This window comes from Micromonospora sp. NPDC048063 (genome assembly GCF_043202855.1).
Classification (GTDB): Bacteria; Actinomycetota; Actinomycetes; order Mycobacteriales; family Micromonosporaceae; genus Micromonospora.
On sequence record NZ_JBIDBG010000008.1, the window covers coordinates 164,424 to 177,551 of the forward strand.

General features: G+C 72.9%; 9 protein-coding genes. 5 read left to right on the forward strand and 4 right to left on the reverse strand.

Annotation, left to right across the window (positions count from 1 at the left end; all coding sequences use genetic code 11):
- Positions 1-168 precede the first annotated feature (168 nt).
- A complete protein-coding gene (locus ACGFZ2_RS20885; RefSeq protein ID WP_393455936.1) occupies positions 169-1,677 on the forward strand; it encodes a hypothetical protein in 1,509 nt (502 codons plus the stop codon).
- 84 nt (positions 1,678-1,761) lie between these two features.
- Here the strand turns inward: ACGFZ2_RS20885 and ACGFZ2_RS20890 are convergent, their stop codons facing one another.
- Positions 1,762-2,217, reverse strand: a complete 456-nt coding sequence (locus ACGFZ2_RS20890; RefSeq protein ID WP_393258995.1) for a hypothetical protein — start codon at positions 2,215-2,217, stop codon at positions 1,762-1,764.
- A 141-nt stretch (positions 2,218-2,358) separates the two neighbouring features.
- Between ACGFZ2_RS20890 and ACGFZ2_RS20895 the strand changes: the two genes are divergently transcribed.
- The gene (locus tag ACGFZ2_RS20895) at positions 2,359-2,601 is read left to right on the forward strand and encodes a hypothetical protein (protein ID WP_393258997.1); all 243 of its coding nucleotides are present in this window, start codon (positions 2,359-2,361) and stop codon (positions 2,599-2,601) included.
- A gap of 57 nt (positions 2,602-2,658) precedes the next feature.
- Here the strand turns inward: ACGFZ2_RS20895 and ACGFZ2_RS20900 are convergent, their stop codons facing one another.
- Positions 2,659-5,940, reverse strand: a complete 3,282-nt coding sequence (locus ACGFZ2_RS20900) for an NACHT domain-containing protein (protein WP_393455939.1) — start codon at positions 5,938-5,940, stop codon at positions 2,659-2,661.
- A 196-nt stretch (positions 5,941-6,136) separates the two neighbouring features.
- On the opposite strand from ACGFZ2_RS20900, the gene ACGFZ2_RS20905 reads away from it, so the two are divergent.
- Positions 6,137-7,498: an AAA domain-containing protein gene (locus ACGFZ2_RS20905; RefSeq protein ID WP_393258999.1), complete on the forward strand. Its 1,362-nt coding sequence runs from the start codon at positions 6,137-6,139 to the stop codon at positions 7,496-7,498.
- A gap of 270 nt (positions 7,499-7,768) precedes the next feature.
- Positions 7,769-8,278, forward strand: coding sequence for a peptidase inhibitor family I36 protein (locus ACGFZ2_RS20910; protein ID WP_393455942.1), 510 nt, complete (start codon positions 7,769-7,771; stop codon positions 8,276-8,278).
- A 26-nt stretch (positions 8,279-8,304) separates the two neighbouring features.
- Here the strand turns inward: ACGFZ2_RS20910 and ACGFZ2_RS20915 are convergent, their stop codons facing one another.
- Positions 8,305-10,827, reverse strand: coding sequence for a hypothetical protein (locus tag ACGFZ2_RS20915; RefSeq protein WP_393455945.1), 2,523 nt, complete (start codon positions 10,825-10,827; stop codon positions 8,305-8,307).
- Between the two features lie 252 nt (positions 10,828-11,079).
- Here ACGFZ2_RS20915 and ACGFZ2_RS20920 point away from each other — a divergent pair, with 252 nt between their 5' ends.
- Positions 11,080-12,006, forward strand: a complete 927-nt coding sequence (locus ACGFZ2_RS20920; protein ID WP_393455947.1) for an S-4TM family putative pore-forming effector — start codon at positions 11,080-11,082, stop codon at positions 12,004-12,006.
- Between the two features lie 123 nt (positions 12,007-12,129).
- Here the strand turns inward: ACGFZ2_RS20920 and ACGFZ2_RS20925 are convergent, their stop codons facing one another.
- The gene (locus tag ACGFZ2_RS20925; RefSeq protein WP_393455950.1) at positions 12,130-13,065 is read right to left on the reverse strand and encodes an oxidoreductase; all 936 of its coding nucleotides are present in this window, start codon (positions 13,063-13,065) and stop codon (positions 12,130-12,132) included.
- Positions 13,066-13,128: the final 63 nt, after the last annotated feature.

The window sequence follows — 13,128 nt, forward strand, 5'->3', positions numbered from 1 at the left end:
CCTCGGCTGCCGGGTCGACGAGTTCGACGCCCTGCCGCACCGCCTCACCCACGCGCTGCGCGACCGCATCCGCCAACTCGACCCACCCGCGCCGGGAACCGCGTCAAGGTCCACGGCTGGCTGATGATCGTGCCGGCGGGGCGGGCGGCGCCGGTAGGGTCTGCCGTCATGCGGATGGTCTACACCTCGGCACCCCCCGACGTCTTCTATCCGGCGCGGGAGCGGCTGCTGCGCAAGCTCGACCGGTGGGCCCGCAAGCGCCGCCGGCCGATCGACCTGTTCGTCATCGAGGAACTGCTCGAGCACCGATGGTCGGCCGGTGACGGGCTTCTCGGGCGGTGGCAGCCCGAGGACCTGGAGGAGACGCTGCTCGACTGGTTTCCCCGCAGGGTGACGTTGCCACCTGACGAGTGGGCCGAGGTCGTGCCGAGCATGGTTGCCCTCGTCGACTTCCTCTTCGAGCAGGATCTCGCCGACCGGCGCTGCGCCGACCGGCACCTGCTGCACGGCCTCCTGGACAAGATCGCCGCTCCCTTCGAGGACGCGATGGCGGACCAGAGCCGGTACGGGCTCGCGAAATTCTGGACCATGCGAATGCTCGCCGAGGGCGTCGACCCGACGGACCAGGTGGCCGCCGAGCGGTTCATCGCCGACCTGCACGCGGGCCGCATCGCCGTCAACCAGGCGGTGCTGAACCGTGTAATGGCCAACCACCTGCACGCCGAGGACTCTGACCGGCACCCGCCGCTACCGCTGGTGGCCGTGCCCGACGACGACACGCTCCGCGAGTTGGCCGCCGGGTCGGTGACCGTACGCCGGCTGGAGGAGCTGGTGCGGTGGCTCGGGGACGGGCGGACGCTGACCACGACGGGCAGACTGCGGCTGTCCGACGCGCGGGAACTGGTCGTGTTGCTCGACACCGGCGACGTCGTCGACCCTGTGATCGGCGACCGGATGTTCAAGACCCGCAGCAGCGACGAGCTGTACGGGCTCGCCGTGCTGGTCGCCTGGGCCCGGGCAACCCGCGTCGTACGTGTGGTGAAGGGCCGGCTGGTGCCGGTCAAGAGCGCGGCGAAGACGCTGGCCGACCCACTCGCGCTGGCCCGGCGGGCCTTCGACGGGCTGTTCGAGCTCGGCAAGGCGGTCTGCGGCAGCGGGTGGGCGGAGTCGGTCCTGCGGTGGCGGTTCGACGATGCTGTGTTCGCCGTGATGATGGCGTTGCTCGTCGCGCGAAAGCCGATGCCGGTCGACGAGCTGCGCCAGCTCGCCTACCAGGTGGCCTGCGACGAGCTGGGGTTCGAGCCCGGCACCGAGGAGCAGGAGCGGGGCTGGCGTCAGCTCGCCGACAACGACACCGACCGTCTGATCGACCAGCTCGCCAGGCTCGGCGCGGTCGAGAAGGACGGCGACGTCGTCGGGTTGACCGCCCTGGGCGTCGGTCTGCTCGCCGGGCACCTGCGCGAACAGGGCGTGGCCGTGCCAACCCTCGACCAGTTGCTGGAGGAGGTCGCGGAGGTCGTCGTGGCCACCGCCACCAGCAGCCCGGCAGAAACCGCCGCCGTCCTCATGCGTGCCTGGTGCGCGCGTAACTCCGCCACCGCCTCGGCGGAGCTGCGGGCACTGGCCAAGCGCACCGACGACCCCGAACACCGTCGGCTCGCCCTGTCGTATGCCTGATGCCGTACGCGGGGTCGGGTGAGTGATCGGCCGTATACGCCCTGCAACTCGCGCGGCAGAGTAGGCGTGGCGGCCCGGCGGCCCTCAGTCCGCTGCGGGGCGGGTCGTCGTCTTGCGCTCGGGCACCCGGATGAGGTCCGTGTCGATGCCTGGTCGCCGGGGGACGTAGAACCAGCCCTCATCGGTGTCCGGGTCGTAGTGCAGAACGATGTTCTCCCTCGCGAGCCGCTTGAGCCAGGCGTCCAGCTTGACTCTGTCCTCCTCGCGCAGCTGCTTGCCGGCGCGGCGGCGCGCTTCGGTGCGCAACATCCGGATCGGGAAGAGCCACCGGTGCTCGTCCTTGAGAAGCCACGGGATCAGGTCGTCGTCGCGGGTCGTCCGCCGCTGGAGCCCTCGCCGTCGGCGGAAGTTTCCCCAGAGCGAGGGTACGGTCTCGATGCCGTACTTGCGGCGGTACTCCTCCACCATCCACTGGTAGCTTCGCCCCTCCTCGAACCATCGCAGGACCTCTTGCTCATTCTGGATCTTGCTAGCGGGCATCCCGATTCGTTCGACTTTCTTCCTGGCTGGGCGCGCCAGCTGATCAACAACCTGCGGGAAGAGTGAACATCCGGGTGGTCGACACGTCAACCGCTGTCAGTAGGCTGCGGTGCAGCATCGGCGGCATGAACAGGAACGGTTGTGAAAGTCACCATCACCGTGTGTGACGTTTGTCAGGACAGGCAGCGTGAGGCCAAGACGTACGAGGTCGTGTCGGAGGGCCGGACTGCGGAAACCGACCGCTGCGCGGAGCATGCGGCTCCGTTCGAGGCGCTGTTGGCAGTGACCGAGCCGCGTCCCGGGCGACGCCGGTACCAGGCCACCACGATGGAAGAGATCGAGGCGCGCAAGGCGAGCCAGGTTGGCCTCCGCTCGCGGGCTTGAGTAAGCGGCTCATGACGCCTCGGCGTTCATTGCCACCCGCGCCTGCCGCGCGTCTGGTCACTTCCGCCAGGCGGGGGCCATCCGCTCGGACATCTCGTGCCAGAAGGTCCGCAGGTCGTCCCGGTTGACCGCCTGCCAGTCCGCCCGCCCCGGCGAGCGGAACCAGCGCCCGACGAGGTCGATCTGGTGGGCGCAGAACGCCTCGTCCATCTGGTACGGCAGCTCGTCGCCCTTCGGCGGCAGCGGGCACAGCCGGAACGGGCAGTCGTCGATGCAGGTGGAGCCCGGCTGGACGTCGTGGGCCTGGCGGCGGCTGAGGGTGACCCGCATGGCGGTGCGGTCGATGGTGAGGCACGGGGGCAGGTCGGCGCGGCTGGCCCGGCTGAGCCGGCGCGCCCGCTCGTCGTTGTCCCGGCCCCGGTCGGCGAGGTTGAGCAGCAGCATCACGTCGGCCAGCAGCCGTTGGGCCCGCGGTTCCAGGACGGCCCAGCCGTGCGACGGCGGCAGCCAGGAGTCCTGGAGTCGGCGGATGCCCGGCTGTGGGCTGACCGCCCCCACCCGGCCGACGATCTCCCGCTCGTCCACCCAGCAGTGGCGCTCGGGGTGGCGGTCGATGAGCGCCTCGACGCAGAGGTCCGCGACCTCGAGGACGAGCGGGTGGGCCGTGCCGCTGCCGGGCTGCGGGGCGCGGTGCCCGCCGCCCGCGATCGAGGTCCAGAAGGCGACCAGCCCGCGCGGGTCCGAGCCGTGGCCCCGTTCGTGCAGTGTCTCGCCGGGGTCGCGGGGCAGGGCCAGCAGGGTGAGCGCCTGGATGAGCACCAGGTGGGAGTACCAGAACCGGGAGTGCCGCAGCGCCTTCTCGGCCTCCTCGATGAGCAGGCTGCGGTGCGCCGGGTACGTGCGGCAGTTGGCGGCGAGCCGGAACCCCTGGGCGAGGGTGAGCTCGTAGACGCGGGCCCCGTCGGAGGCGTCGGTGGCCAGGCGGTGCACCCAGCGGCGCAGGGCCTCCCGGGCGACGTGCTGCCAGTGGGGTTCGCCGGGGGCGTGCGCGCCGTCGGCGTAGAGGAACAGCGACGGCGCGATCCAGGTCCGCAGCTCCTCCAGGCGCTCCCGGCCCGTGGGGTCGGCCGCCTGCGGCGGCTCGTGGAGCAGGTCGCGCAGCGCGCGGACGGCCGCGTTGCCGCCGCTGGCGATCTCGCGGGCCGCGGCGAGCCGGGGGAGGTAGGACGTTTCGTCGGCCATCATCTGGAACAGCTGCCGGTACTGCGGCGTGGGCTGCCGCGACCGGAGTCCGGTGGGCTCGGGTGGCCGGTCCGCGAGTTGCCGGGCGGCGTCGCCGTACCGGTGCACGAGGGCGATCTTGGCGTCTTCGAGGGGGCGGTCGGTGACGGACCCGTCCCCCTGGTAGCGGGGCCAGGCGTGGCGGATGGCGTCGGCCAGTTGCCGGTGCGCGGGGTGCCCGGTGGCGGCGTCCATCTCCAGGGCGACCGCGAACATCTCCAGCGCCCGGGTGCGGTTGCGCGTCGCGGCGGCCTCGTCGCGGAGCCGGCGCACGAGCGCGATCGACCGGTGCCGGGTGGCCTTTTCGTCCCGGCCGCTGGTGGGCAGGCCGACGGTCCGCCTGGCGGTGTCGGCGAGACGGGTCAGGTCGGCTCGCCGGAAGTGGTTGCTGCGCCGCCCGTCCAGTCGTTCGAACGCGCCCGCGCTGCGGGTGTGCAGGGTGAGGGCGGACAGCAGTTCCCGCCCCGGGCCGTGGTTGCGGGTGAAGGCATGCGCGAGGAAGCCGTCGTCGCGCATGGCGGCGGTGAGGAAGCGCGAGCCGAGGTATGCCTGGATCACCCCGTGCTGGAAACGCACCCCGTCCTGCCGCTTCACCACGATGTTCAGCGCGTCCCCGGTGGTCTCGGCGAGCCCGATGTCCTGCGGGTTGTCGGCGCTGAGCTTGTGCAGCCGGGCTCTCAGCTCGGTCAGGATCCACCGCCGGCCGGCGTCGGTCGCGGCGTCGCCGCCGGTGAGTTCCGTCGTACGCACCGACAGCCGGTTGTTGCGCAACCCGATGCAGGCGAGGGCGGAGAGCACCTCGATCGCGTCGGAGCGTTCCGTCTGCGGCATGCCGTAGTCCTCGTACAGGTCGCCGGCGACGGTGGCGTCACACCACTCCTCCAGCAGGCTCCAGCGCAGCGCCGACCTGCCCGGGCCCGCCGGCTCGACCCGGTCGAGGCGGTCGACCTCGTGGAGCTGCCCGATGACCCGCAGGTAGAACGGTGAGTCGGCGACGTCGGCGGCCTTGACCAGCCCGGTGATGCGGTCCCACCGGTGTCCGGCGTCCGAGCGGCGGCTGTGGGCCCGCACGTACTCGAGGGCGGCACCCTGGGAGAGCGGTTCCAGTTGCAGCAGCAGCGCGTCCAGGCCGCGCAGCGGATCGTCGGGCCGCGACGCGACCACCAGGGGGAGGCGCTCGCGGACCGCGCCCCGGACGGCCTCCCGGAGCACGCTGTCCCGGTCGGCGGGCTGGGCGGCGTCGGCGAGGACCTCCTCCAGGCCGTCGGCGAGCACCACGATGCGGTTGTCCAGCCAGAGCCGCCGCCACATCCGGTCCGCCTCGCCGGCGGCGTGGAGGCGGGTGTCGATGGTGCGCTGGAACTGTTCGAGGGCGAGCTGGTGGAAGTTCAGCTTCTCCGGATCGGTCACCGTCCGCAGGTCGATCCCGATCGGCACGACGTCGGTGGCCATCAGCATCTCCGCGAGGCGCGCCAGGGTGGCCGTCTTGCCGGTGCCGATGCCGCCCACCAGCAGCAGCGGGCGCCGGGTCGTCTCGTCGCGGAGCCGCTGCATCATCAGTTCGCACAGCTCGTCACGGCCGACGACGTTGCTCGGGTCGAGGTCCCGTTCGGCGGTGGGCAGCAGCATGCGGCTGTTGCGCAGGACGTTGCGCCGGTACCAGCGCCGGACCGGCACGTACCGCCAGAAGAGGAAGAGCGCCAGGCCCAGCGCCGCGACCATGGGGGGCTTGACGAAGCCCTCCACCTGGCCGCAGTAGTACGACCTCGGCGGTTCGCCCGCGCACCACGCCGACACCCGGAGGAAGCCGGGCTCGGTGTCGAGGATCATCAGGACCAGGGAGAGGGCGGTCCACGCCAGGAACACCCCGGCGATGGCGATGATCGCCCACCGCAGCCCGCGGTGGTGCCGCCAGCTCATCCGGTGGTCGCCGCGTTCGTCCGTACGCCGGCGGCGGTGCCGTTCCGCCTGGCGTTCCCGTCGGGTGCGCCACCGACGCCGCCGCTGGCGCAACCACAGCTGGGCCGCCCAGACCGGACCACGTTTCGGCCCGTGCATGGACACCCCCCATGATCGACATGGTCGGCTACGGACGGCGGTGCCGGCCCTCCACTCCACGCCAACGCTAGTGCCGTCGCGGCAGGCCAGTGCCCGGTTCCGGCATTCCCGCGCCGGCCCCCTCAACCCCGGTCCTCGCCCGCCGTCGGTCGTCTGGCGTAAGGTCCCGTAGACCTCGTTGGGGGAGGTGCAGACGATGCGTGCCGGGTTGGAGATGCCGCCCGCGGTCGAGGCGGAGCGGGTCATCACGGCCGTGCTGGCCGACCTGCGCTCCGGCGAGCACCGGGGCGTCGTGGTGGATTCCCCGCCCGGGGCCGGCAAGTCGACCCTGGTGGTGCGCGCGGCCGTCGAGCTGGCCGCCGCCGGCGAGCCGCTGATCATCGTCGCGCAGACCAACGAGCAGGTCGACGACCTCATCGACCGTCTGGCCCGCAAGGCACCCGAGCTGCGCATCGGCCGCCTCTCCGCCGCCGACTACAAGCCGTCCGAGCGGGTGCGGGGCCACGAGACGGTCCGGGTCGCCGCGAAGGTCGCCGACCTCGGCGGCCCGGCCGTCATCATCGGTACGGCCGCCAAGTGGGCCACGGTCGCGGAGGGCTCCTGGCCGTGGGCGATCGTGGACGAGGCGTACCAGATGCGCTCGGACGCCCTGCTGCGCGTGGCCGGCAGGTTCGAGCGGGCGCTGTTCGTCGGCGATCCCGGTCAGCTCGACCCGTTCTCGACGGTGGAGACGGCGCGCTGGACGGGGCTGACCTGGGATCCGATGCAGTCGGCGGTGGCGGTGCTGCTGCGGCACAACCCGGAGCTGCCGGTGCATCGGCTGCCGGTGTCGTGGCGGCTGCCCGCCTCGGCGGCCCCGGTGGTGGCGGCGGCGTTCTACCCGTTCACCGGGTTCCGCGCCGGCACGTCCGCGCCCGACCGGGCCCTGTCCTTCACCGAGGCGGGGCCGGGGGACGCGCTGGACGGGGTGGTGGACCTGGCGGCGTCCACCGGCTGGGCGCTGCACGAGTTGCCGGCCCGGCACACGCTGCGTACCGATGCGGAGGCCGCCTCGGCCTGTGCGGCGCTGGCGCTGCGCGTGTTGCGGCGCGGCGCGGTCGCCGTCTCCGAGCACGCGCCGACCGGCGCGCCGGTCACGGCGGACCGGATCGCCGTCGGGGCCGCCCACCGCGACCAGGTCGCGGCCATCCGCGCGCACCTCGGCGAGGCCGGAGCCGGCATCACCGTCGACACCGCCAACCGCCTCCAGGGCCGGGAGTACGACGTGACGATCGTGCTGCACCCGCTGTCGGGGCGGCGGGACGCGACGGCGTTCCACCTGGAGTCGGGGCGGCTCTGCGTGCTGACGTCCCGGCACCGGCACGCGTGCATCGTCGTGGCGCGCGCCGGGATCGGCGAACTGCTGGACGCCCATCCGTCCACCGAGATCGTGCACCTCGACGTGCCGGTGAAGTTCCCGGACGGCTGGGAGGCGAACCAGACGATCCTGACGCTCCTGGCCGGCGTGGCGACCCTGGCGGGCGCCCGCAGCGGGTCGGGGAGCCGCGCCGCCCGGTGACGAGGACCAGACGATCCGAGGCCGGCCCGGAGCCCCGGATACGGGAGGGAACGTGCGGGCCGCAAGGTGCCGACGGGCGATAACTTTCAAAATGGCCGTTGTCAACATGGTGCGCAATCTCTGTCAAAACATTGATGGTGATCATCGCCTAGCGCTTCCTATCCTGACCATGGCGCCACCCGCCGCCACAGCCCGACCTGCGGCCTGCCGGCCCACCTGACCGGCGGCCCTTCGCTCGTCTCCTGCGCGCCCCACATCGCGAGGTGTCGAATGGTCAGTGCACTCTGTTTCCGCGCCGCACTCGCGGCGGTGCTCGCCTGCGTCCTGTTGGTGGTGACGACGCCGGCACCGGCGTGGGCTGCCGTACGCGACCGGGCCGCCGCCCGCGAGGAACTGCGGCGATACCTGTCCGCCCATCCCGGCGGCACCCCGATCAACGACAACGAGATCAGCTACGGCGGGGGCGCGCTCGTCGTCACCCTCCGCGCCCCGGTGGGAACGTATGGCATGGCCGACTGCCCCCTGGGCTGGTTCTGCTTCTACGAATGGCCCAACTACGGCTACCCCCGGGGCCGCCTCTCCGACTGCGGCCGGCAGAGTCTCTTCACCTGGCAGTGGCAGTACCGCGTCGAGTCGGCCCACTACAACCTCGGCAGCGGGTCCGTCTCGTTCTACTACTACGGCACCCGCCTGTTCGACATCGGCGCGGCGAACCGCGTCCGCAGCGACGCGTACCCCTACCGGAACTGGGCCAACTACGTCGAGCGCCGCTGCGGCTGACGTACCCCCGCCACGTGCCGCCGGGCTCAGCGGCAGCTCGGGCCGGAGACCGTGTCGGTGCGACCGCGCCTCAGGAAGAGCTGATGGCCCAGGACGGCGTCGTCGGCCACCCGGGTCGTCTCGTGGCTGAGCAGCTCGCCGCTCCCGGGGTCGAACAGCAGCGTCTCCCGGCGGCCGTGCCGGTCGTCGGCGCTGAACGCCAGGCCCGGCCGGCCGGCGCGGTCCGGGTAGGCGCCCCGTGCCTCGATGCCCGGCGTGTCGGCGAGGTGGTGCAGCAGCGCCGACCGCTCCGCCGCGCCGAGCTGGTGGTAGCGGTTCAGCCTCGCGACCACCTGGAGCGTGCCGGCGGCGTCGCGCTGCTCCGGGGGCAGGGCGCCCAACTGCTGCGCGAACTGCTCGCGCAGGTCGGCCGGGTCGGCCGACGGTCGCGGGGGCACCTCGGTCAGGTCGCCCTCGCCGTAGCGCACCACCGACGGGTCCGTCGACCGCCGCCCGTCGATGACCGGGGTGACGATCCGGCGGCCGGCCAGGCGGGAGTTCCACCACAACTGCTCGTCGCGGTAGGTGCGCGGGTCGTCGGTGCCGGGCGCCAGGTCCTTCGGCGACCAGGCCCGCAGGCAGACGAAGGTGTACGGCCCTTCGCCGGGCGGCTCCACCAGCCCCGCGACCGACTGTGCGAGGTCGTTCAACGGCCGCCGAGCGCCGGCGTTCGCCGTCCCGGCGGGCGACGTCGGGGGGTCCTCCGGCGGCGGTGGGTGGGGCGACTCCCGGCGGCCGAAGACCGACGGTGGGTTCGCGGTGAGGGTCGGTACGAGGACCACGCCGAGCGCGACCGCCACCCCGAGCAGGACGCCGACCCGCGCCGGCACCCGGACGGCCGGGCGCGCCGGGGCGGCCGGGACGCGCTCCCCGCGCGGGGCGGGGCGGGTACGGGGCACCCGCCGACCGGCGGGCGTGACGAGGTGGCGCGGCGCCGGCCTGCTGCGGAACAGCCGGGGTCCGGTGGAGGGCGGGCGCGTACGCGGCGCGGACGCGTTGTCGCCGACCGGTCGGGAGTGGAACGCCGGCCGGTTGCCGCCGCCGTCGGGCCGCAGCGGCAGGGCCGGGTCCGTACCGAGTCGGGGCACCGGGGCGGGGCCGGCGCCGTGCCAGCCGACCGGCCCGTCCCCGGTCGGCGGCGCCCCGGAGAGCGTCGCGTGCGGCGGCGGCCACGCCACGTCCACCTGCGTACGGGCCACTGGGCCGCGGCTGTTGGGCTGGCCCGGGCGTGGTCCCGGCGGCTCGTAGCGGGACCGGTGGCCGTTGTCCAGCGCCAGGATCGGCGCCGGCTCGTTCCGGTCGGCCGTCGTCGACGGGGTACGTGCCAGGGGCGGCTCGATGAGCGGACGGAACTCGCGCCGGTGCGCCTCCAACGCCCACGCCGCCAGCATGAAACACCACCGCCGGGCCGCCGGTGGGACGTCGTCGTAGGTGCAGCACGTCAGCGCCTGGCACAACAGGGAGAGCAGATACTGGGCGCGCCACTCGGAGACCCAGTTGTCCGTCCGGGCGAACGCGTCGCCCACCTCGTGCCCGGCCTGCACCAACTCGGCGAGCATCGGGGGCAGCCGTAGCGGACGCCGGGTGGTCGGGAAGACGAGGTGGCGGGTCAGGGCCTCCGCCTGGTCGGATGGCAGGTCCGCGACGTGCCGCAGCACCGTGGTCAGCACCAGGGTGACCGGGTCCCGGGTCAGCGGCGCGGCGTCCTCGAACGTGTCGAGGTCCACGAGGCGGAAGGCGCCGGGTGCGAGCCGTTCCTCCGCGTCCCTCGGCACGAGGATGTTGCCACCGTGCAGGTCCCCGTGGGCGTTGCCGTACAGGTAGTCCATCTCGGCGGTGCCGAACGGCGAGCCGGTCTCGAGCGTCTGGAGTGGATGGGGCAGCACCAGCTCGCCGTCGTTGAGCGTCAGCCAGCGCGTCTCCGGGCCGGGGAGGTCGAGGTCACGGATCGCGTCGTGGATGCCGTCCAGCGCGTCGAGGGCGGCGAGTTCCCGCTGGACGTACTCGGCGACCCTGGCGTCCGCGGTCTGCTGCCCACCGCTGTTCCAGTCGTTGAGGACGCGGTCGCACACGGTGCGGATGACGGGGACGATCTCCTCGTCGTCGAGGTCGTGCAGCGTCACCATGTCGTCCGCGCCGTTGGCGACCTCCTGGAACATCAGGTAGCGCCCGTCGGCCAGTGGGTGCGGGGGATAGGGCTGGCGAACGAGGTGACGCTGGGCGAAGCCGGGGGAGGACCTCACCGCGCGTTCGTGCCGCCCGGGTTCCCGCCGGGCGGCGCCGGCGGCCGGCAGCACCTTGACCAGTAGCTTCCGTCCGGTGAAGCGCCCCGGGCCGCCGGGCAGCTTCAGGATGATCGTGAACAGCAGCGCTGGCGTGTATCCGCGGGCGTGGCGGGGCCGGCGGGGGCGGTGCACGGTGCCGCCCAGGTGGCTGGCCCAGTCCCGCAGCCCAGCCGCGACTGTCGTATCCGGCGCGTAGCTTCCGAGGTCGTCGAGACCATCGCCCATGTCCGTCGTTGGACCTTCCACGAGGAGTGAAAGAGGGGGTGGGACGAGCGGGGTGGATCGTCCGAAGGGCAATGCGCTGGTGAGCGCGGAGGCAAAGTTACCTCAACTTTCGGGCGAACGGGGCGACACTCGGCGCTCCGCCATGTACTTACCCAAAGGTAACCGCTAGATCGCCTTCAGCCTCGCATCCCGCACGGTCGGTCACATCTAGACCGCTGGATATAGAATCGGTCACCCGACTGGGAGGCCGCGATGACGGAGAGCAACGATTCCCTGCTCAAGCGCCAGATCCAGCCCGAGATGATGGCCCTCCTGCGGGCGATGTCGGTCTGCCACGCCCGCGCCCAGCGGCTCGACAACCTGCGGATGGGGCTCTCGGTCGCCCTCGGGGTGGCGGGGGCGGTGGTGGCCTTCACCGGCGTGTCGGGCGCCGCCGTCACCGCGGTGGGCGCGCTCTGGGCGCTGGTGAACGCGGTCGGTCTCGCCTCCTGGTCGCGCGGCCAGATCCGGCGCGCCGCCGTCCTTCAGGAGATGTTCGACGTACGCCTCTTCGGTCTGCCCTGGAACGCCGTGGCCGCGGGCGACGAGCTCGGCGCGGAGGAGGTGAGCCGGTTGGAGCGGGCCTTCCGGGGCGACGAGAAGTACCTCCGCGACTACTACGAGATCCCGCCCCTGCCCCACCCGTACGACGTGCTGGCCTGTCAGCAGCAGAACCTCGGCTGGGGCGCCCGGCTGCGCCGCCGCTACGCGTACGCCGTGCTTGCCGGCGTCGGCGCGTGGACGGCTGCCGGCGTCGTGTTCGCGGCGGTGACCGGGCTGACGGTCTCCGATCTGCTGGCGCGGTGGTTCGTCCCGTCGCTGGGCGCCCTGTTCCTCGGTCTGGAGATCTACCGCGGGCAACGGGACATCGCGGCCGAGCGCGACCGCGCGCTGTCCACCATGCAGCGTCACATCGTCACGGCCGTCCCCCGCGGCGACACCGCCACGGCGAGCCGCGAGTCGCTGGTCCTCGCCCGGCAGGTCCAGGACCTCATCTTCCAGACCAGGCAGGTGCAGGCCCGGGTGCCCGACTGGTTCTTCCGGCGGTACCACCCGAGCGACCGCGCCGACTTCCAGGCCGCCATGGCCGGCCTCGCCGAGCTGCTGAATGCCCGCGGCCCGGTCCCGCGACCGGAATGACCCGTCCGCGCCAACCCGGTCGCCGGCCGGCGGACCCGCCCGACGAGGGGCGCACCCGCCGGCCGTGTCGGCGATCGGGTCGGGACGCTGGGCGGGGATGGCTGCGGGGCGGTGGGTCCGGCGCTAGGCGGTGGTGGGGAGGTTGAACCGGACGCCGGTCGCCTGTTCGGACAGGTCCCACAGGCGGCGGCCGGTCTCGGCGTCGGTCGCCGCGGGGGACAACCGCACCTGCGTCGGTCCGCCGCGCAGTTCGGCAAGGCCGTCCGGCCCGATGAACTGGCCGCCCCGCACGGTCGGGTCGGTCGCCGCGTACAACTGTGGCAACGCGCCCACGGCCGGGGCCTGGGCCAACAACGGGTTGCCGAGGCGGCCGAGCACGACCCGCCACGGGCCGACCGGCGCGCTCGTCTGGAGGTTGGTGGCGGTGTAGCCCGGGTGGGCGAGCACGCTGCGGACCGGGCTGCCCGCGGCGGTCAGCCTGTGGTGCAGTTCCCACCCGAAGACGGCGTTGGCGAGCTTGGACTGGTTGTAGAAGGCCATGGGCGAGTAGCCGTGCTCGCCGGTGAGGTCGTCGAACCGGAGCCGCCCCTGCCGGTGGTTGATCGAACTCACCGTGACCACGCGCGGGTCGTGCCCCGCGGTCAGCAGGTCGAGCAGCAACCCGGTGAGCGCGAAGTGGCCGAGGTGGTTGCAGGCGAACTGCAGCTCGTGGCCCTGTGCGCTCAGCGACCGGGGTGGCGCCATCACGCCGGCGTTGTTGACGAGCACGTCCAGGCGCGGATGGTCGGCGCGCAGCTGGTCGGCGAAGGCGCGGACCGAGTCGAGGTCGACCAGGTCGAGGCGGCGTACGTCGAGGCTCGCGTCGGGGTGCTCGGCGGCGATCTGCGTGACCGCCCGGCGGCCCTTCTCCTCGTCGCGTACCGCGAGGATGACGTGTCCGCCCCGGCGGGCGAGCGCCCGGGTGGTGGCCAGGCCGAGGCCGCTGTTGGCTCCGGTGACGACGAAAATCCGGCCGGTCTGGTCCGGCATCCGCTCGGCGGTCCAGCGATTCCGCATCATGCGGCACAGCATCGCCGCATGTGGCACTCAGTGTCAATAGAGAGTCAGGGTGCCGCCAGTGTC